An 18,561-nucleotide genomic window follows, 5' to 3' on the forward strand; every position below is an offset into this window, starting at 1 on the left:
TATGTCATTATTTTTAAAAATATTGGCAGTCTATTGTTCAGCACCCGCCAATAATATCGATGCCGCTGCCAAACGTTTTTGCTCTGAATCTGAAAAATTCTTCTGACGATATTGCAGTAGCAAAGACTGCTTTTGCATGGAATCCAAGCCCTGTACCTGAAGTGAATTTCGGTAATGAATATATTGTTTCACGCGTTGTTGCCAAATAGCCTGCTGCTGCTCTACTTTCGCTAATCTGTCTGCCGCTTCATGGCCGTATTGCTGCTGGCGCCACTGATGTAGCTGATCGGCGCTATCACCTTGCTCTCTAAGCAACTGTTCTTGCTGCCGATGATGCTGAATCAAACGGGTTTTCTCACGCATTAAAACCAACTCTTGTGGCAGTTCAAGGTCGGCATCCCCACCATCTTTGGCCATCTGCAAACGTTGCAGCTGGTAGCGATCCAGTATTTCGTCCTGAGCAAAAAACGCCATCACGGTTTCTTCAGTAAAAAACTGGCGTCGAAGCCTCTGCTGCCACTCAAGACGTTGTGCCAGTCGCTCAAAACCAACGCTGTCGTCACTTAGCTTACGCTGCTCAATGCTATCAAACTGCGCTAAAGCGGAGCGATAATCCAGGTAGCGCTGTAATAATTGCGCAGCTTGATCACTACCAGGCTGTGGCAGCTGAGCAATTTGTTGCAGCATTGTATTACGAATATCGGCCAGCGATATCTCTCCAAGGGCCGCTAGGTGGAAATCGATCCAATATCGCAATTCGCGGTCCACGACCAGTTGCTGATTGTGATCAACACGCAACATGCCATCCACCTGGGCACCGCGAAAGGTATCTAACTGCAGAAATTGTTTTATCTGTTGCTGTGCCGGTGTGCTCTCTGCGCCACTTTGACTAACAGAAGCATCAGACAGCACAGTATTATTTATCGATTTTATTTCGATAGTACGCCAGTGATTTAGGATCCAGACAACCAGCATTAATGATGCTACGAACCAAAGCCCCTGGCGTACATTCATATTACAGCCCTGCCTGCTGTAGTCGGTTAGCGTGGGTACGGAATACGGTTAAGGGATCGGTTTCAGTTAAATCATGCAAACCGAGCGTCATGTTAACTTCATCCAAATGGTTCATGCGAAAATCATCCCGAATCACCATTCCCAAGCGACTAGAGCAACTCCCCACCATACCGTCATTTTTCTCTCCAGCAGCGAAGAATAAACGGGTAGTACCCGTTAATAAATCCAATGGGTCGAGAACATTTGTTAATGGTTTAGCGCCACTCCATGAGTAATACCGTACGCCATTATATTGGTAGCCCCCTTCACCGCAGTCGGTGGCCGGAATGCCGCCTGGGTGGCGCTGATTAAAGGCTGCCGTTTCATCAAAGGTCATGGATTGCATTGAAGCCAGGATATCCTGTGGATGTCCACCGCCAGAGAATAAATCGATAACCTTTGCCAGCGTATTGCCCAAAGTAGAAATCACACCAGCAAACACATCCGAGCCGTCACTCCAGTTATGCAGTGCTTCAGCCACCGGAGTACCCTTATTGACACCAGCAATCGTTGTCACAGAGGCCACCAAATCAGGTCGTACAGACGCCACATAGCGCGTAGTCGGTCCACCGTGACTGTGGCCAATAAGATTGACCTTTTCGGCACCAGTAATGGCAAGTATTTGCTCAATCTGGGGAATCAGTTGCTCACCACGAATTTCAGGCGAATTAGAGTTGGATACGCTGGTGACAAACACTTCTGCACCACCAGCACGCAAAGTTTCTGGCACCTTGTACCAGTAATCGACCCCCAGTAACGAATCAAATCCGTATAAACCGTGGGTCAGTACAATGGGATAACGAGTAGCGGTATAGCCACTGTCATCGGGGGAATTAGACATCGCTGTTGCCATAGGGCTCAACAGCATCGCAGTCAGCAGGCCAAACAGGGGTATCAATCGCATAAGCAGGGTCCTGAGCTTGTTATTATTGGATCCGTTTGCTTCTAGAAGCTCACCGACCTTATTAACAGCCCCCGCCACGACATAGGATGTTTCGAGACAATCACGACAAATCCTGTTGTCTTTTGCGACAAATGCGGATCAATTCACACTAAAGAACTAAGAAATCTCGGCCACTTCTCCACACAAACCAAGGCTTTAATCATCGAACAGACTGGCCTGTTGCCTATGCAACTGTTCGGCATCAGCCACTGTACGTTGCAGAATCTCACCGACCGTTGGCAAGTCATCAATCAGGCCTTGGGACTGGCCGATAAACTGCACACCGTAGTCCAAATCGCCCTGCTCTGTCGCCGCTTTAAGCTTGGGCACGCTGGCACCAAAATAAGCCAGTAGCTTCACCTTATCGACTCGCGCCAACAAGCCGAGCAGTACTTTCCAGATCGGTTGCTCAACCAGCTTTGCTGCCCGTGTTGCTTGCCAACAAGCCATAACAAAATTCATTGGCCGGCGAGTAGCCTTTCTAGATGCGGAGGTACGCATCACCCGAGCTGGAATGCCATCAAAATTCTTCGAATAGATAGTGTCTTGCTCATTGCGCTCGATGACGGCTTGCTTGGTAGTTTGATGCAGCGGACTTTCTTGGCTAGTGGCCAAACGGGACCCCATTGCCACGCCGTCAGCACCCAATGACAACGCCGCTAATAAGCCTCGCCCATCGGCAAAACCGCCGGTGGCGATAATGGGAATATCAACCTTGGCAGCAATAGCCGGCACTAATACCAGTGAAGTCACATCACCGCCATGGGCCGCAGCTTCATGACCTGTCACCATGAGCGCATCGGCTCCCATCGCTTGAGCGGACTGAGCATGTTTTTCGCTTACTACGGTGGCAATCACCTTGCCGCCATATTGATGTGCGCGTTTTACCAACCAGTCTCCTTTGCCCAAAGAGAAGTTGATAACAGGGACTTGCTCTTGCAAAGCCACTTCGGCGTTCTCTTTAGCTCCTGGCATTAGTAGAGTCACACCAATTCCAAAGGGCTTATCGGTTAAGGTACGAATACGCTGAATAGCCTGCCGGGTTTGCTCTGGTGTTAAAGGGCCACTGGCCAGAATGCCAAGACCACCGGCATTAGCAACCGCGGCTACCAGTTCAGGAGTAGAAATCCAGCTCATGCCGGGCAATACAATCGGGTGTTGTATGGAAAAGAGTTCAGTTATCCGGGTCCGCATCACACAGGCTCCTTACACAGTAAGGCAACTCTAGCGTTGGCAGTCGTTCAGTCTATGGCCGAAATGCCGTAAGCGCTTAACAGTGAATTAGCGGTCGGAAATAGAGAGAGGTGGTTAAACCAAGGGAGAGACTAGCGAGCTTGCTTTTTGACAAAGTTCTTGAACATTCGAGTGCGCTGTTCGCTAGACATACTGCGTAGCTGCTGCAGACTTTCGACTCTGTCGTTGTAGAGGTTAGGATCCTGCATTCGTTGAGACTGCAGTGACTGATAAAAATGATCTAACGCTTGGCGCTGTTCAGGTTTGGCGTTATTCCACTCGAGGGATAATCCGCCTCTTGGGTCCGGTGCTGCAGGGTCAAAGCCATCCACACCGGCACGCGGAGCATCGGCTAAAGCAGCACCGGATACAAACACAAGACTGATGATGGTTGGATAACGCACAGGCGACACCTGAATAAATTATTACTAACAATATAGTGTACAGATTCATTGCTGACTAGCGAACCCTTAAGCCGTAAACGCCAAGTAAAGTCCCACCCTAGCCTTAGAGAGCACAACGAGTTCAATGGCTGACCAGCAAGCGATCTCAGGCAGCTAACTGGCTAGCGTAGCGTCCAGCGGCAGTGTCAAACAAGCCTGCAGGCCGCCATCGGGATGATTTTGCAGCAGCAGCTCACCACCGTGATGTAGGGCTACACGGTGCGAAATGGCCAGACCTAGTCCAAAACCGCGATGCCCTTTAGTTAATGACTCTGCGCTGCGCTCTCGCGCATCTTCATTGCGAACAAAGGGACGCACCAAATCAGGTAGAATCGCTTCGGGCACGCCCGGACCTCTGTCTCTGACGCAGATCCGAACCCAGTCGGCCTCTTGCGCCAAGGTCACGGATACGGCAGTACCTGCATGGGTGTGCAATAACGCATTGCGAACTAGGTTTTCAATGGCCGCTCGCATCAGCGATGGATCGGCTATGATCGGCAATGGCTGACTCAATGGCTGCCAGTCCAGCTGCTCATCAGAGTGCTCAAAGCGGGCGTCCTCGACGATTTCGTCGACCAGCTCAACGGCATCTAGATGCTGCCAATGACGGCGATTTTGATCCACTTCAAGCCGCGCCATACCGAGCAAGTCACCAATTAGCTCATTTAGCCGCTGATTCTCCTGCTCAATACGATCGAGGGAGTCTTGCTGCTCCTCACAAGCATCTAACCTGGCCAGCTCTAACGCCACAGCAGAACGCGCCAACGGCGAGCGCAACTCATGGGAAACGTCTCGAATTAACTGTTTTTGATCATCCAACACGCGCTCCAGCCGGCTGGCCATGGCATCAAACTCTCGACTGAGCTGGCCAACTTCATCTCCTCGTCGCGTCAACGCTGCGGGCAAATCCAGGTGAAAATCGCCGCGACCAAAGGCTTGTACATACTGCTGTAAGTCGGTCAAAGGACGGGTGAGATACAAGGACAACAGCCATCCCAGTAAAGCAAACAACAACACGGCGGCAGCAAAGCCCCAAGCCAGATAAGCAGGAAAATTAAACACCGCCAATGGATGAATAAACTCAACCACTAAGAGATAAATACGGCCGTCATGGGAAACAATGGGCGCTTTCACCAATATCTCAGTACGCCCCAAGGGATTCACCAGGGCCTGATAGCTGTCGGGTGAATACGCATAATCCAGCACCGAAGTAGGCACCTGGGGCAACATGCTCAAACCGCGGTCATCAAAGATGTAAGCGTTAACACTGGGGTGACGCTCAAAAGTCAGCAGCCACTCCAACAATAAGGGCTCACCACCACGTTGCAAAATCAGTTCGGCCGCCGAAATATAGCCGCCGGTAGGCGCAATCAAGTTGATGGAGTCGTTAGACCAGTGACGGTAATAGGCTGCCAATACCAGGGTCACCAACGCCGCGACCACACTGGTCAGCAAGAATGCCAGATAAATTCGAACAAAAACGCCGCGCACAGATTATTGCTCAGGCTGGTACTGGTAGCCCACACCTCGTACTGTTTTGATACGTTGTTTGCCGTTGCGATTGGGGCCGAGCTTTTTGCGCAAATTGCTTAAATGCATATCTAAGCTGCGATCAAACAAGGTCAACGAGCGCTGCATGCTTTGCTCTGCCAGTCGGTTTTTTTCGACCACCTTGCCGATGTCCCGCGCCAAAACACTGAGGATATTAAACTCAGTTACGGTCAATTCTATTTCTTCACCATTGCGGGCAACCAGGTGCTGATCAAAGTCGATGGAGAGATCATCTACCTCGATACGTGAGCTGACCACATCGACTGGGCGATTACGGCGTAAAACAGAACGCAAACGGGCTGATACCTCACGCGGATTACAGGGTTTAGGCAAGTAATCATCGGCGCCGATTTCAAGCCCCTCGATACGATCCATTTCTTCGCCTTTGGCGGTCAGCATCAGTACTGGCAACTCACTGCGTTGACGAATACGACGTAAAATATCTAAACCATTACCACCGGGCAGCATGATATCCAGAACGACAGCCTGATATTTGCCAGATAAGCTCTCTTGCAGGCCTTCTTCTGCGGTGTGAACCACACTGACCTGAAACAGCTCTCGCTCCAGGTAGCGCTTCATCAACGCGCACAGTTCCTGATCATCATCTACTAATAAAACGTGCATAAATCCGTGTCCGGCGAGTATCCCGCCTGAAGTGTCCTAGAAAGATGGTCGGTAATGCAACCGCCTGACGTTATTTTTACGCTTGACCGTCACGTCGGTGATCAGCGACAAACCTAAGTGCATCCGTAACGCATTCGTTAACGCGCTCCTGAATATCTTTCAATTCATCCGGCGACATATAAAAAGCCATATCGACTTCATAACGAATATAACGTGGCGGTAAACGATTGAGCGCAACGCAGGCAACATCCGCCATGTAATCGGAGGTGATATTACTATCATTTCCGACGCGTTGCAGAATCTCATCCGCCACCAGCTGCTCGAAATAATTGCGAATATGATGGGTGATGCTCATGTCAGGCTCCAGTCACATGCCTTAGGCTGATTCCATCGGCGACCACATAGTAGAACCATAGCAGTTTGCCGTTTTCCTGCTTTACTAAAGCCAACCAATACCTCCCTAGCTCGTGATTGTATCGGAGAATACTTGCATGAAACTGGTCAGCGACATTATGACCCGCAGCCCGATCACCCTGCGGCCTGACGATACGTTACAGGATGCTGAGCGCATCATGGCAGAGCGGCAAATTCGCCATATTCCCGTGGTTGATGCCAATAATCGAGTATGTGGAGTGGTTAGTCAGCGGGAGTTTCTTAGCGAAGCCTTTCGTATTACCGATAAGTTTGGAGCCCACAATCTTGCGACCTATCTGGCCAAAACCCAGCTACAAGACTGCATGAGCCAGGAGTTCAATCAGGTACAGGCCAATACCTCACTGCGTGACGCCGGAGAAATACTACGCGCCAACAAAAAACGTGGCTGTGTGTTGGTCACAGACGCAGATCAGCAGTTGCATGGCATTGTTACTTCCCAAGACTTCTTGGCACTGGCGTTGGAGTTACTGCCCTAACTGCCGATGACAAACATGATGTGCATCAAGCTGCACAGTCTGCCCCTTTATTAAGCTGAATCTAACGGCACTCATTGCTTTATTTCTGATCCAGTTCAAGGGAACCGACATGAATACCGATACTCTCCGTCAGCAACTACAGCAAAGACGTACACAATTGTTCGCTCGTGCTGAAAAAACAGAACGTGACGCTAACCACCGCGATGAGCCCTTGTCATCGGATTTTGCGGAACAAGCCGTAGAGCGCGAAAACGACGAAGTGCTGTCGGCTATCAGCCATGAGTCTCGCTTGGAAATTGCCCATATCGATCATGCTTTAGAGCGCATAGAACAGGGACAATACGGCATCTGTGAAGAGTGTGGTGAAGGCATCGACAGTGCCAGGCTAGAAGCCGTGCCTTATACCGAATTGTGCATTCAGTGCGCCAACCTTGCTGAAAAGCCTTAACACCCGTTATTCCCTATGCGCTGCAGTGTGCCCAGCGTTTGCTGCAGTGCTAGCGCTTAGAGTTTAATAAGCGATCCAGCTTTTGCTCCAACCTTTCCAGTCGCTGCTCTATGTCCTGCAGTTGCTGGTTTTGATCCTGCTCCTCTGCTCTCTCTTCGGCGCGCCAGTCTTCCTCTTCCTGCTGCATAAAAAACGCCGAAAAGCTGGCCGTTAACATAGCAAATAAACCGATTCCCATCAGAATCAATACTGAGCCAAACAACCGGCCTGCTGTGCTGCCTGGCACTATGTCGCCATAACCGACCGTAGTCACCGTCACCCAGGCCCACCAAATACCGTCCAGTGGGGTTTGCACATTGGGGTCGATCACTGCCATCAAGGTGCCGGCCAACACAATAATGATAAAGCTCACCATCAGTGTCGGCCCCAAATGGTTACGCCCCATGATCTTCTGGAAAGAGCCAGACATGTTCATCAACATGGTAAACATGGCCAGCAACCGCAGTACTCGCAGTCCGCCAGCATGGGGATAGGCCTGCCAGAGCAAGGGTAATCCGGCCACTATGATGACCAAATTGCTCCAATTGTTGCGCAGATAACGACCTTTATTATCAACGGCCCAGGTCAGAATCAGGGTTTCTGTGAGAAAGAATCCCCACAATAGCCAGTCGGTAAACTGACTGTAGGGCAGCGGCTGTTCAGCTCGGGCTTCTAGATACCACTCAAACACAATCCAAAAAGCGATCAAGATCATTGGCCATTCGACCATGCGACCTAAACGACGAGCGCGAGGATTTTCGCTGGCATCGACGCCAGATAGTCCCACAACCTTGGATAAATGAATATTCATGCTAGCAGGCAAGCCCAACGATCAAGATTGAATGTGACGCTCACAGGCTTTGCTGTGTCCAAGCCAGAGAACCAAGGATATAGGCCGCATAGCGGTTATTGATACACATTGGGATCGACTTCAATGCGATGAACCTCTCCTTGCCACTGCTCAAATCCTCCCACCAGCATGCGCACCTGATCAAAGCCCATTTGCTTGAGTGTGTGGGCCGCCAGAGTGCTGCGTCCTCCATTTTTACAATACAGCAAAATAGACGCCGACAGGTCGGTTAGAGCAGGATGCTGCCCTACCATAAACTCCAACAGACCACGCGGTATATTCACTGCACCGGGCAAGTGCCCCATATCGAATTCGGCCGGCTCTCGCACATCCAATACCAGCGCTTGAGCGAGCCATTGCTGAGCATCATCGGGATCAATCGGGTTAACCGATGCTTTTGCTGCCGCCAACAAATCATCTTTTGTCACTGGCATATCACTCTCCTCATGGGTCTAGAAAGAAACACAGTAATCAAACCCTGGCTGCTAAACAACATAGGATGAATGCCTGCTAACTGCAGCATTTGGTCTGACTCGAGCTATCCGACGGCTAACGTTAAGTCGAGTCAATATTGGCTAGGGTCTATCCTGCCTTTCACCCAACCAAGGCGCATCGCTTTCTATACTCAAACAAGACACTGGCCATTGGTGGCCATCCTGATTGAGGTTTAGCATGGCAGCAGAACTCCGGCATCATCCACGCTTTTCCAGCCAGTTTGCCGCTTTTTTACAGGCAGCGGATGGCAATACTTACGAGTGCAAGGTGGTCGATTACTCTCACTCAGGCATGAAACTCGAGTGGCCTTATGATGTACACCCAGACAACGGCAGCTTGCATACTCTAGTGTTGCAACTCGGCCACGACACCCAGCGCATTGAAGTGGAGTGGGTATTCCAGCGCGGTAACGATGTCGGCCTCAAGGTTCACAACCCTGACGATCGCTTGTTTTTACAACTGCAAGAATCGAATCAACAACACCGTGCCAGTGGCGGCCTTAGTCAGGAACAGCGGCAGCAGTTTCGTCAGCGCTTTGCCCGTGATGCCACCGAATTTAGTGATCGATTGTTTAAACGTTGGCTGCCAGGCTTCTTAGAGGCCCTTTTTGAACAAGCCAACATGGCCCGCTCCACCGCTGAGCAACAAGACTGGCTCAGACTCGAAAAGCACACCAAGCAACAGGCAGGCTATTCGTGCCAGCGCTTTAAAGACAGGTTGCAACAGCAACTGCGCTGCTGGCTCGATGGCAAACCCAGGCAGACACGTGGCGGTGCCAATGACCAGCAACAAGAGTGGCAATTGTCTTTGGTGCAGCAAACCGAATTCGAAGACTGGCTGCTGGCCAAGGTGACCGCTTCACACTTGCAATCTCGCCTGAGCAATCAAAGTTTTGAAATTCGCCAGCTGCTTGACACCTTGTCGACCGCCGAGAGCATTGATGATTGCTTTAACCCGATCGGCGCTAACTGCCTGACTGAGGCCTTTACCGAGAGCATCGAACCGCTGCAACTGCCCGCTAAGGCTCGCACTATAGCGTTTGAATTATTCGAGCAAGATGCCGCCCAGTTAATGCAGTCCACCTTTGAAGCGCTGTGCAAAGACATACATATTCCGATGACCTTTCGCTACCGTAAGCCAAGGCCGGTCGAGGTGGCGGTAGCCGAGTCCGAGCGCCGTTCACTACCAGAGCAAACAACGGCTGATACCCCCGCTGTTCAAGTACCACCACCTGTCGCAGGGGCTTCGCATTTACACGATTTTCAACACCATCAGCAGGAAGCCAAACAAGCCTTTGCCAATATTCAATCACTGTTGCAGCTGCGCCAACAGCGCCATTTCAGTAGCGATCGAATGGAATCACGCCCCGCCGCCAACAACGAGGTGGTTCAAGCGGCAGTGCAGCAAGTTGCGCAACATGCCGAGTTAGGCAGCGGCGACGTGTTAGCTCAAGTAGAACAACAGCTGGCAGCCCAACAAACCGCCTTGCCGGCAGATTCCCGTGATGCCATTGATGCGCTGCAGAATGTCACCCAGCATCTGATGCACTCCAGCCAGATCGCCGATTTTGTTAAACCTCATATCGAATCTCTCAGCTGGCCAGTGCTGCAGCTGATGCTACAAGATGCCAGCTTGCTGTTTAATCCGCAGCATCCCAGCCGCCAGGTTCTCAACCAATTGGCCCGTTTGGGTCAGCTGACTACCAGTGGACAGCAACAATTGGGGCAACGTATTGAGGCCTTGGTACAGCAACTGAACGAGCAAGAGCAGCAAGACGAAAATGCCTTCGAAACCTTACTCGGACAACTCGAATCATTGGTTGATCAAGCCGAGCGCAAAGCCCGCCTCAATACTCAACGCGTTGCTCAAGCCGCTGAAGGCGAGCACAAGCTGCAGCAAGCCAGACGACAAATAGAACAGATGCTGGGTAAGGACACAGCTGGTCGCACCTTGCCGCAGTGTGTAGTTGAGTGGCTGCAGCAAGGCTGGCAGCCGCTATTGAGTCTACTGCTATTGCGTGAAGGCAAAGACAGCAAACGATTCTCTGGGGCCGTGAAGTTATACCGCCAGGTACTGCTGTTATTCAGCCCACAAAACGCTGGTCGCGAAGAGTTGCTAGAGCGGTTTCGTCCGATGATGGAACTGGCTCAATACGAGCTCGACCAACTCAACGGCGCCCAACCTCATCACCAGCAATGGCACGATGAAATCCTGCAAGCGGCGCAAGAACATTTAGCCCAAGGCGAAGTACGACAAACCGTCGACCTTCCCGACTTTGCCGTGGCAGAAGATGAACCGGCTCCCGATGGCCATGGCTTGCGCAAAGCAGAAAATCTGCAAGTGGGCGATTGGCTGCTATTGACTGAATCGGACCAAGCAGTGTCCATTGCTTGGGTCGCGACCGATGCCTCCAAGTTTGCTTGCGTTAATCACAGCGGTATGAAAGTGATCGACTTCACCCTGGCGGAACTGGCCCGAGCATTCGATGATGGCGCCGTTAAACGTCTCTATGAGCAACAAGAAAGCGCCGTAGATCAAAGTATCGACAAACTGGTAGAGCAGATTTACCACGATCTCTCCGACCAAGCGAATCAGGATGAGCTCACCGGGTTAAGTAATCGTACCCACTTCTTACGCGAACTCGACGGCCGCTTCGATCAAGCAGTACGTACCTCTCAGCCAATGCTACTGGCGCTGGTGGATATTGATCAATTTCGCCAGATCAACCGTCAGTACGGCCTAGCAGCCGCAGATGCCGGCTTACAATCCATTGCCACTGTAATGGAAGATCGCTTCCACGATGCCTTAATTGCCCGCAGCGGCAGTAATGAGTTTGCCTTGTTATTACCCCTTGCCGATGCCGACAATCCAGAACAACTTCTGCAGTCACTGCATCAGATAGTGCAAAGTATGGTGATCGACAGCCAAGGGCAACAATTTTCCGTGAAGGTCAGCATTGGTGCGACTTTGTTAACTGAACAAGAAGATGCATCGGTATTGCTGGAGCAGGCGCAAAACGCCTGCAGCACAGCCAAGGATAAAGGCGGTGCCAGTATTGCTTGGTTCAAAGCCGACGAGAATACACCAAGCCTGGACACATTAGGTCTTTGGTATCAAAAGTTAAGCCAGGCCTTGGCTCAGCAGAGCATCGCTTGTATCGCGGTGCCGGTCGAGGCACTGCATTCAGGCCCTGAGCGTCAAACACATCGATATATGCTGCAAGCCTCTCCGCTACTACAAGGTAAAGCTGAGCCTCTTCCTGCTGACGTGATGCGCAGTGATGCGGCTCACAGGCGGCCATTGGCGATCGAGCACTGGTTGTTGCAGCAAGCCCTGACTTGGTTAACGCAGAGCCACGAGGAAGTTCAGCGCCTCTTTCTGCCGTGCAGTAGCGAATTATTGTTAAGCGATCGGGTGCTGTCCCAGCTGCAGCAAGCCAATGAACAACAACTGCCAGTGCAGAAACTGTGTTTTGAACTCACCGCCACCGATCAGCTCAGTGACATCGATGAAGCAGTGGAGCGTATGCATCAATTGCGCAAACTCGGTTACAGCTTCGCACTGGGCGACTTTGGCACCGGACAGGCCGCTTTTGTCTCACTCAAACATCTGCCTGTCGACTATGTGCGCATAGACCATCGTTTTATTGACCAACTCAGCTCCAGCTCAGCCGACTACGCGCTGGTTAAATCGATGCAGGACATTGCGCGCTTTATGGCCAAAAAAACTATCGCCGAGCACAGCAGTAACAACACCAGCCGCGACATCCTCGCCAGTCTCGGCGTTGACTATGCGTTGGCTGCCGTTGAACAGAGTGTCTTGCTCAGGGTGTGAGCTAGGCACGCTGAGGTAATGAAACGGCAAACTCAAACAGTGTACAATCCGCGCTCTTCGAGATTGAGCGACCACTATGAAAGCATTAATCAGTCTGCTCGCGGCAGGTCTTTTATCAGCCTGCTCGGTCAGTCACCTACCCGAGAACCTTTCTCGTTCGATGATGAATCAGGACAGCCCGGAGGTGGTCGCTGCCGGAGCACCAGCATATCTGCTGTTGCTCGACGCCCTGATTCTGACTTATCCCGACGATGAGTCTTATTTGCTCGCCGGAGCACGACTCTACGGTGCCTATGCCGGCGTATTCTCCAGCAACCCGGAGCAATCTAAGGTATTGGCAGATAAGGCCATGAACTATGCACGGCGGGCACTGTGTGAATATGACAGTAGCGCATGTGAACTAGTGGACGGACCGCTACAACCATTACAACAAGCGCTACAGCACGACTACGACCAAGACGACATTGATGTCTGGTACGCCTTTGCCGCCGCCTGGGCGGGTTGGATTCAGGCCAACAGCGATGACTGGAATGCCATCGCTCAACTCAGCAAGGTTAAGACCTTAATGCAATGGGTCGAAAGCCATGATCCCGCCTACGATAACGCCACCGTGCAAGTTTATCTCGGCGTATTGGAGACACAGCTACCGCCAAGTTTAGGTGGCAAGCCCGATGTGGGGCGTCAGCACTTTGAGCAGGCTCTGAGCCTGACCAACCAACAGCACCTAATGGCGAAAGTGCTGTATGCGAAACAATATGCTCGCCTGATGTTCGAACAGGAACTGCATGACCGGTTGTTGCAGGAAGTTATAGCCGCAGATCCGAAAGCCGAAGGATTGACCCTGATTAACCGACTGGCCCAACGGCAAGCGCAGCAATTGCTTGCTAGCTCGGCCGACTACTTTGAGTGAACACCATGATCCGACTGATTGCATTGCTGTCTGCCCTGTTTCTGCTGCCACTGGCCAGTCATGCGACAACATTAAAAATTGCCACCCTGGCGCCCCAGGGCACCAGCTGGATGAAGCAAATGCGCTCCGCTGCCGAACAGATTCAGCAGCAAACCGATGGTCGCATTAAAATCAAATACTTCCCCGGCGGGGTGCAAGGCAGCGACAAGAGTGTGCTGCGTAAAATCCGTATCCGCCAACTGCAAGGCGGTGCAATCTCGGCCGGCGCTCTGGCACATATCGCCAAAGAGACCCAGTTGTACAGCCTGCCTTTTACCTTTCGCAACCTAGATGAAGTGCGAGCGGTACGAGATACCTTTGATCCTATTATCAAGCAAGCATTAGCCGACAAAGGTTTTGTGTTGCTGGGCATTTCAGAGGGTGGCTTCGCCTACCTGATGTCGAACCAAGCGCTGCATACGTCTGAGGACGTTCGCGACCAGAAAGTATGGGTTCCTGAAGGCGACGTTATCAGCAAAACCACCTTTGAAAACGGCCAAGTCCAACCCATTGCCTTGCCAGTGTCTGATGTTTATACCAGCCTGCAAACCGGTTTGATCGATACCATTGCAGCCAATATGACGTCTGCTATCGCCTTGCAGTGGCACACCAAGTTAACCCATACCACGGATATTCCGCTGACGTTTTTGATGGGCACCCTGGTGATTGACGCCAAGGTCTATAACAAAATTGCTGCCGACGACCAGCGCATTATTGAGCGCGTGATGACGGCTACCTTTGCCGCCATGGACAAAGAAAACGAGCAAAACGAAGCCAAAGCACGTCAGGCGCTGGCGCAAAATGGCATGCAGTTCGTCACCTTATCCGATGCCGATAAGCAAGCCTGGAGCGAGTTAGCCAAACGCTCGATTAACGAGTTAGCAGACGACAATGTTTACCCCGTAGATCACTATCAGCAATTACAGCAAATGCTGCAGGATTATCGTCAGCGCACGGCTGCCAGCCTCTGATGAAAGCATTACTGCACAGGCTGCATCAATTTGAAGACGCCATGCTGGTGTTGCTGCTACTCACCATGGTGGTGCTGGCGGGCGTCGATATCATTGCCCGCACCGTGTTCGGTGGCGGCATTGGCTGGGTACCGCCGCTGTTACGCGTCATGGTGCTGTGGTTAGGACTGCTAGGCGCACTGCTAGCAACCCGCAGCCGCGAACATATCGCCATCGACCTGATTAATCGCCTCGGTGGCGAAGGCCTAAAACGTGTGTGTGCCGCTTTTACCTCGCTATTTGCCGCCGCTGTGTGTGCCATCGTTGCCTGGCATAGCCAGGCATTTGTGCAGCTGGCCTACGAATATGGTGATCAAGCCTTCTCGCAACTGCCTGCTTGGCCAATGCAACTCATCATACCTATCTGTTTTGCCTTAATGGCGCTGCGCTTTGCTGTGCAAGCCGGACAATTCGTTCTCGGGCACCCACTGGACGACGCATGAGTATTCTGGTTCCTGTATTTTTGTTGCTGCTGGCATTAGCTGGCGCCCCGCTATTTGCCGTGATTGCCGCCAGTGCGCTGTGGGGCTTTTATCAAACCGAAGTCGACCTAATGATCATGGCGGTAGAGATTTACCGCGTTGCCGAGATGCCGGTGCTAATCGCCATTCCACTATTTACCTTGGCAGGCTACCTGCTTGGTGAGAGCAAAGCGCCGCAGCGTTTAGTACGTATTACCGACGCCTTATTAGGCTGGCTGCCAGGTGGATTGGCTATTGTCGCTCTGGCAGTCTGTGCTCTATTTACCGCCTTTACTGGTGCATCAGGAGTTACGATTGTCGCCCTTGGTGCGTTGTTGGTACCTGCACTGCAAAAAGCTGGCTATCCACGCCAGTTTAATCTCGGACTAGTAACCTCATCGGGTAGTTTAGGATTATTGTTTGCACCGTCTTTACCGCTGATATTGTATGGTGTGGTAGCCCAGCAAATGTCGATCGGCACGCCCGTCAGCATCGATGATTTATTTCTCGCCGGATTATTGCCTGGCGGCTTAATGCTGTTGGCCTTAAGCCTTTATAGCGGCTGGCAATCCAGGCATTTACCGGCCAGCGATGCACCCTTCGATGGCCACGAAGCCTGGGCAGCAATTAAAGACTGCAGTTGGGAAATTCCGCTGCCTTTTATCGTTCTCGGCGGTATTTATGGTGGATTTTTTGCGGTATCTGAAGCAGCGGCCATTACTGCGTTATACGTGCTGATTGTGACGGTATTCATTCGTCGTGAAATCAGCTTTAAGCAGCTACCTGTGGTCATGCGCGACTCGATGAAACTCGTAGGCGCTATATTATTGATTTTGGCGGTGTCGTTAGCGTCGACCAATTACATGATTGATGCCGGCATTCCGCAACAAGTATTTGCCTTTATTCAACAGCACATCAGCGATCCAATTACCTTCTTGCTACTGCTGACGGTGTTTTTGCTACTACTGGGCATGATGCTGGATATCTTTTCGGCCATTGTCATTATGATTCCCATCATTTTGCCGATCGCCATGGAATACGGTATTCACCCTGTGCATTTAGGCATTCTATTCTTAGCCAATATGCAACTCGGCTACTTTACTCCGCCAGTGGGCATGAATTTATTTATTGCTAGCTTCCGCTTTAATGAGCCGGTGATGACGCTGTATCGCGCCACACTGCCTTTTTTCTTCATTCTGCTAGCAACAGTCCTGGTCATTACCTTCTGGCCAACACTGAGCTTAGTTTGGCTGTAGAACTTTAACGGCACTGCGTTGCACTTCTTGACGAGCCTTTGCCCTGATTGACGTCGACAGCACTTATAGTAGTGCCTATGGAGATTGCGTCTGACAGCGGACGGCAAGCCCATGTTCATGATCGTTTTTTTGCTCAAGGATGAGCCATTTTCTCTTCTGATAGACCCGTTTATGTCCCTTAATAAAGGGACTTTTTTTCGCCCAGAAGAAGCAAACTGTAGCGGAAAGACTTACCAGCCAATACCGATATCCAAGACTTCAGAACGGCTTTAGGACAGGAAGCACTGGCTGAATATTACTCGACATTCACTTTCTTACAGGCATAAAAAAACCGCTGACAAGCAGCGGTTCTTTTGGGTTGCAGTCGATATTACTCTTCTGCAGCGCCGTCAGTCTCTACGACATCAGCTTCTTCAACCGCCACAGGACGGTCAACCAGCTCGACGTAGGCCATCGGAGCGTTATCACCGGCACGGAAGCCACACTTCAGGATACGGATGTAACCACCCGGACGCTCCTGATAGCGAGGACCCAAATCGGTGAACAATTTACCAACTGCTGCTTTACTGCGAGTACGAGCAAACGCCAAACGACGGTTCGCAACTGAATCCTCTTTAGCCAGAGTGATCAGTGGCTCAGCGACGCGACGCAACTCTTTTGCTTTTGGCAGAGTCGTCTTAATGATTTCATGCTCGAACAGGCTCACGGCCATGTTTTTAAACATGGCTTGACGGTGAGCGCTGGTACGATTGAAGTGGCGACCACTTTTACGATGACGCATGGTTTAATTCCTTACTAACTGAACGCTGCTTACGCCAGCACTTTGTCGTCGTTACGCAGACTGGCTGGTGGCCAGTTCTCTAAGTGCATACCCAACGACAAGCCACGGGAAGCAAGAACGTCTTTAATTTCAGTCAGAGACTTCTTACCCAGATTAGGTGTCTTCAACAGTTCAACTTCGGTGCGCTGAATCAGGTCACCGATATAGTAGATGTTTTCTGCTTTCAAACAGTTAGCCGAACGTACGGTCAATTCGAGATCGTCAACCGGACGCAGCAGAATCGGATCAATTTCCTCTTCTTCACGCGCCTGCTCAACAACTTCTTCATTTTCCAAGTTCACGAATACGGCTAACTGCTGCTGCAAGATGGTTGCAGACCGACGAATAGCTTCTTCCGGATCCAGAGTACCGTTGGTTTCCAGATCGATAACCAGCTTGTCCAGGTCAGTACGCTGTTCTACCCGCGCAGAATCTACGCTGTAAGACACACGCTTGACCGGGCTGTAAGTGGCATCCAATTGGAGTTTGCCAATGGCTTTGGTCTCTTCATCGTTTTGATTACGAGCTTCAACAGTTTCGTAACCGCGACCAGAAGCGATTTTCAAAGTCATTTTCAGATCGGTGCCTTCACTCAGGTGAGCGATGACGTGATCTGGGTTGGCAATATCAACACCATGATCCAGTTGAATATCGGCAGCTGTGACCGCGCCAGGACCCACCTTATGCAGGCTCAGGGTCGCCTCGTCGCGTTCATGCAACTTGACTGCCACACCTTTCAGGTTCAGCAGGATCTCAATTACGTCTTCCTGCACGCCTTCAATGGTGCTGTACTCGTGCAAAACGCCGTCAATTTCGCATTCAACGATCGCTGCGCCCGGCATGGACGACAGCAAGATTCGACGCAATGCACTGCCCAATGTGTGACCGAAACCACGCTCCAGTGGCTCCAGAGTCACTTTGGCGTGGGTAGTGCTTACTTCATCTACCTGGATGTGACGAGGTGTCAGAAATTCATTCACTGCACGCTGCATAGCTGCCCCTTAAATTCCTCTATTACTTAGAGTAAAGTTCGACGATCAGGTTTTCGTTGATCTCAGCAGGGAGATCAGCGCGCTCAGGAACGGCTTTAAACGTTCCTTCCATCTTGCTGGCGTTCACGTCAACCCAGCCACAATCAGGACGCTGACCAGCCAATTCCAGGGCGGTCTTAATACGATCTTGTGACTTAGACTTTTCGCGAATAGCAACCACATCACCGCTCTTAACGTTGTAAGAAGGAACATTTACCGTCTTACCGTTTACGATGATGGCTTTGTGAGACACCAGCTGACGTGCTTCAGCACGCGTTGAGCCGAAGCCCATGCGGTACACCACATTATCCAGACGAGACTCCAGCAATTGCAGCAGTACTTCACCGGTCGCACCTTTACGACGCGCCGCTTCTTTATAGTAGCCACGGAACTGCTTTTCCAGAATGCCGTACAAACGACGAACCTTCTGCTTTTCACGCAGCTGCAGACCGTAGTCTGACAAACGGCCACGGCCTGCACCGTGAACGCCTGGCTTAGTTTCTGCTTTACACTTGGAATCCAGTGCACGAATGCCGCTCTTCAGGAACAGGTCGGTTCCTTCACGACGAGACAGCTTACATTTTGGACCAATATAACGTGCCATTAATCT

Annotated in this window: 19 protein-coding genes; 7 read left to right on the plus strand and 12 right to left on the minus strand. The window is 51.2% G+C overall.

Annotated features, from left to right (window positions below; translation table 11 throughout):
* Positions 1-30: 30 nt before the first annotated feature.
* The 7 genes from AC55FS_RS19605 to AC55FS_RS19635 form a co-directional block, all read right to left on the minus strand.
* Positions 31-1,014, minus strand: coding sequence for a lipase secretion chaperone (locus tag AC55FS_RS19605; RefSeq protein WP_496933984.1), 984 nt, complete (start codon positions 1,012-1,014; stop codon positions 31-33).
* 1 nt (position 1,015) lies between these two features.
* Positions 1,016-1,957 carry a lipase family alpha/beta hydrolase gene (locus AC55FS_RS19610; protein WP_496933985.1) on the minus strand — a complete coding sequence of 314 codons (942 nt, stop codon included), beginning with the start codon at positions 1,955-1,957 and terminating at the stop codon, positions 1,016-1,018.
* Between the two features lie 195 nt (positions 1,958-2,152).
* On the minus strand, positions 2,153-3,190 hold the full coding sequence (locus AC55FS_RS19615; RefSeq protein WP_496933986.1) for an NAD(P)H-dependent flavin oxidoreductase: 1,038 nt from the start codon (positions 3,188-3,190) through the stop codon (positions 2,153-2,155).
* Between the two features lie 131 nt (positions 3,191-3,321).
* Positions 3,322-3,633 (minus strand): hypothetical protein, encoded by a 312-nt coding sequence (locus AC55FS_RS19620; RefSeq protein ID WP_496933987.1) that lies wholly within the window; start codon positions 3,631-3,633, stop codon positions 3,322-3,324.
* Positions 3,634-3,786: 153 nt separating this feature from the next.
* A complete protein-coding gene (locus AC55FS_RS19625) occupies positions 3,787-5,163 on the minus strand; it encodes a HAMP domain-containing sensor histidine kinase (RefSeq protein ID WP_496933988.1) in 1,377 nt (458 codons plus the stop codon).
* 3 nt (positions 5,164-5,166) lie between these two features.
* Entirely contained in the window at positions 5,167-5,847 is a 681-nt protein-coding gene (locus AC55FS_RS19630) for a response regulator transcription factor (protein ID WP_496933989.1), read from the minus strand.
* A gap of 76 nt (positions 5,848-5,923) precedes the next feature.
* Entirely contained in the window at positions 5,924-6,202 is a 279-nt protein-coding gene (locus AC55FS_RS19635) for a late competence development ComFB family protein (protein ID WP_496933990.1), read from the minus strand.
* 136 nt (positions 6,203-6,338) lie between these two features.
* Here AC55FS_RS19635 and AC55FS_RS19640 point away from each other — a divergent pair, with 136 nt between their 5' ends.
* Together AC55FS_RS19640 and AC55FS_RS19645 are read left to right on the plus strand one after the other, a co-directional pair.
* Positions 6,339-6,758: a CBS domain-containing protein gene (locus tag AC55FS_RS19640; RefSeq protein WP_496933991.1), complete on the plus strand. Its 420-nt coding sequence runs from the start codon at positions 6,339-6,341 to the stop codon at positions 6,756-6,758.
* Positions 6,759-6,867: 109 nt separating this feature from the next.
* Positions 6,868-7,206, plus strand: a complete 339-nt coding sequence (locus AC55FS_RS19645) for a TraR/DksA family transcriptional regulator (RefSeq protein ID WP_496933992.1) — start codon at positions 6,868-6,870, stop codon at positions 7,204-7,206.
* Between the two features lie 49 nt (positions 7,207-7,255).
* On the opposite strand, the gene AC55FS_RS19650 is transcribed toward AC55FS_RS19645, so the two are convergent.
* Both AC55FS_RS19650 and AC55FS_RS19655 read right to left on the minus strand, forming a co-directional pair.
* Positions 7,256-8,056: an ion channel gene (locus AC55FS_RS19650; protein WP_496933993.1), complete on the minus strand. Its 801-nt coding sequence runs from the start codon at positions 8,054-8,056 to the stop codon at positions 7,256-7,258.
* Between the two features lie 95 nt (positions 8,057-8,151).
* Positions 8,152-8,529 carry a rhodanese-like domain-containing protein gene (locus tag AC55FS_RS19655; RefSeq protein WP_496933994.1) on the minus strand — a complete coding sequence of 126 codons (378 nt, stop codon included), beginning with the start codon at positions 8,527-8,529 and terminating at the stop codon, positions 8,152-8,154.
* Between the two features lie 238 nt (positions 8,530-8,767).
* Between AC55FS_RS19655 and AC55FS_RS19660 the strand changes: the two genes are divergently transcribed.
* The 5 genes from AC55FS_RS19660 to AC55FS_RS19680 all read left to right on the plus strand — a co-directional run bounded on the left by AC55FS_RS19660 (position 8,768) and on the right by AC55FS_RS19680 (position 16,100).
* Positions 8,768-12,424, plus strand: a complete 3,657-nt coding sequence (locus AC55FS_RS19660; protein WP_496933995.1) for a DUF1631 family protein — start codon at positions 8,768-8,770, stop codon at positions 12,422-12,424.
* A gap of 76 nt (positions 12,425-12,500) precedes the next feature.
* A complete protein-coding gene (locus tag AC55FS_RS19665; RefSeq protein WP_496933996.1) occupies positions 12,501-13,334 on the plus strand; it encodes a TRAP transporter TatT component family protein in 834 nt (277 codons plus the stop codon).
* Between the two features lie 5 nt (positions 13,335-13,339).
* Entirely contained in the window at positions 13,340-14,344 is a 1,005-nt protein-coding gene (locus AC55FS_RS19670; RefSeq protein WP_496933997.1) for a TRAP transporter substrate-binding protein, read from the plus strand.
* Positions 14,344-14,826 (plus strand): TRAP transporter small permease, encoded by a 483-nt coding sequence (locus tag AC55FS_RS19675; protein ID WP_496933998.1) that lies wholly within the window; start codon positions 14,344-14,346, stop codon positions 14,824-14,826. The genes AC55FS_RS19670 and AC55FS_RS19675 overlap by 1 nt, the downstream gene beginning before the upstream one ends.
* Entirely contained in the window at positions 14,823-16,100 is a 1,278-nt protein-coding gene (locus AC55FS_RS19680) for a TRAP transporter large permease (RefSeq protein ID WP_496933999.1), read from the plus strand. The genes AC55FS_RS19675 and AC55FS_RS19680 overlap by 4 nt, the downstream gene beginning before the upstream one ends.
* A gap of 370 nt (positions 16,101-16,470) precedes the next feature.
* Here the strand turns inward: AC55FS_RS19680 and rplQ are convergent, their stop codons facing one another.
* The 3 genes from rplQ to rpsD are packed head-to-tail and all read right to left on the minus strand — an operon-like array spanning position 16,471 to position 18,555.
* Positions 16,471-16,881, minus strand: a complete 411-nt coding sequence (rplQ, locus tag AC55FS_RS19685) for a 50S ribosomal protein L17 (RefSeq protein ID WP_496934000.1) — start codon at positions 16,879-16,881, stop codon at positions 16,471-16,473.
* 29 nt (positions 16,882-16,910) lie between these two features.
* Positions 16,911-17,912, minus strand: a complete 1,002-nt coding sequence (locus AC55FS_RS19690; RefSeq protein ID WP_496934001.1) for a DNA-directed RNA polymerase subunit alpha — start codon at positions 17,910-17,912, stop codon at positions 16,911-16,913.
* A gap of 22 nt (positions 17,913-17,934) precedes the next feature.
* On the minus strand, positions 17,935-18,555 hold the full coding sequence (gene rpsD / locus AC55FS_RS19695; RefSeq protein WP_496934002.1) for a 30S ribosomal protein S4: 621 nt from the start codon (positions 18,553-18,555) through the stop codon (positions 17,935-17,937).
* Positions 18,556-18,561: the final 6 nt, after the last annotated feature.

The sequence above is a fragment of the Bacterioplanes sp. CLAM21 genome (genome assembly GCF_059641015.1).

Excerpts from the sequence above, each read along its gene's own strand:
- AC55FS_RS19645 (WP_496933992.1), top strand. The coding sequence starts at position 6,868 with ATGAATACCGATACTCTCCGTCAGCAACTACAGCAAAGACGTACACAA.
- AC55FS_RS19655 (WP_496933994.1), bottom strand. The coding sequence starts at position 8,529 with ATGCCAGTGACAAAAGATGATTTGTTGGCGGCAGCAAAAGCATCGGTT.
- AC55FS_RS19680 (WP_496933999.1), top strand. The coding sequence starts at position 14,823 with ATGAGTATTCTGGTTCCTGTATTTTTGTTGCTGCTGGCATTAGCTGGC.
- AC55FS_RS19640 (WP_496933991.1), top strand. The coding sequence starts at position 6,339 with ATGAAACTGGTCAGCGACATTATGACCCGCAGCCCGATCACCCTGCGG.
- AC55FS_RS19670 (WP_496933997.1), top strand. The coding sequence starts at position 13,340 with ATGATCCGACTGATTGCATTGCTGTCTGCCCTGTTTCTGCTGCCACTG.
- AC55FS_RS19690 (WP_496934001.1), bottom strand. The coding sequence starts at position 17,912 with ATGCAGCGTGCAGTGAATGAATTTCTGACACCTCGTCACATCCAGGTA.
- AC55FS_RS19665 (WP_496933996.1), top strand. The coding sequence starts at position 12,501 with ATGAAAGCATTAATCAGTCTGCTCGCGGCAGGTCTTTTATCAGCCTGC.
- AC55FS_RS19605 (WP_496933984.1), bottom strand. The coding sequence starts at position 1,014 with ATGAATGTACGCCAGGGGCTTTGGTTCGTAGCATCATTAATGCTGGTT.
- AC55FS_RS19650 (WP_496933993.1), bottom strand. The coding sequence starts at position 8,056 with ATGAATATTCATTTATCCAAGGTTGTGGGACTATCTGGCGTCGATGCC.
- AC55FS_RS19635 (WP_496933990.1), bottom strand. The coding sequence starts at position 6,202 with ATGAGCATCACCCATCATATTCGCAATTATTTCGAGCAGCTGGTGGCG.
- AC55FS_RS19660 (WP_496933995.1), top strand. The coding sequence starts at position 8,768 with ATGGCAGCAGAACTCCGGCATCATCCACGCTTTTCCAGCCAGTTTGCC.
- rpsD (WP_496934002.1), bottom strand. The coding sequence starts at position 18,555 with ATGGCACGTTATATTGGTCCAAAATGTAAGCTGTCTCGTCGTGAAGGA.
- AC55FS_RS19675 (WP_496933998.1), top strand. The coding sequence starts at position 14,344 with ATGAAAGCATTACTGCACAGGCTGCATCAATTTGAAGACGCCATGCTG.
- AC55FS_RS19610 (WP_496933985.1), bottom strand. The coding sequence starts at position 1,957 with ATGCGATTGATACCCCTGTTTGGCCTGCTGACTGCGATGCTGTTGAGC.
- AC55FS_RS19630 (WP_496933989.1), bottom strand. The coding sequence starts at position 5,847 with ATGCACGTTTTATTAGTAGATGATGATCAGGAACTGTGCGCGTTGATG.
- rplQ (WP_496934000.1), bottom strand. The coding sequence starts at position 16,881 with ATGCGTCATCGTAAAAGTGGTCGCCACTTCAATCGTACCAGCGCTCAC.
- AC55FS_RS19615 (WP_496933986.1), bottom strand. The coding sequence starts at position 3,190 with ATGCGGACCCGGATAACTGAACTCTTTTCCATACAACACCCGATTGTA.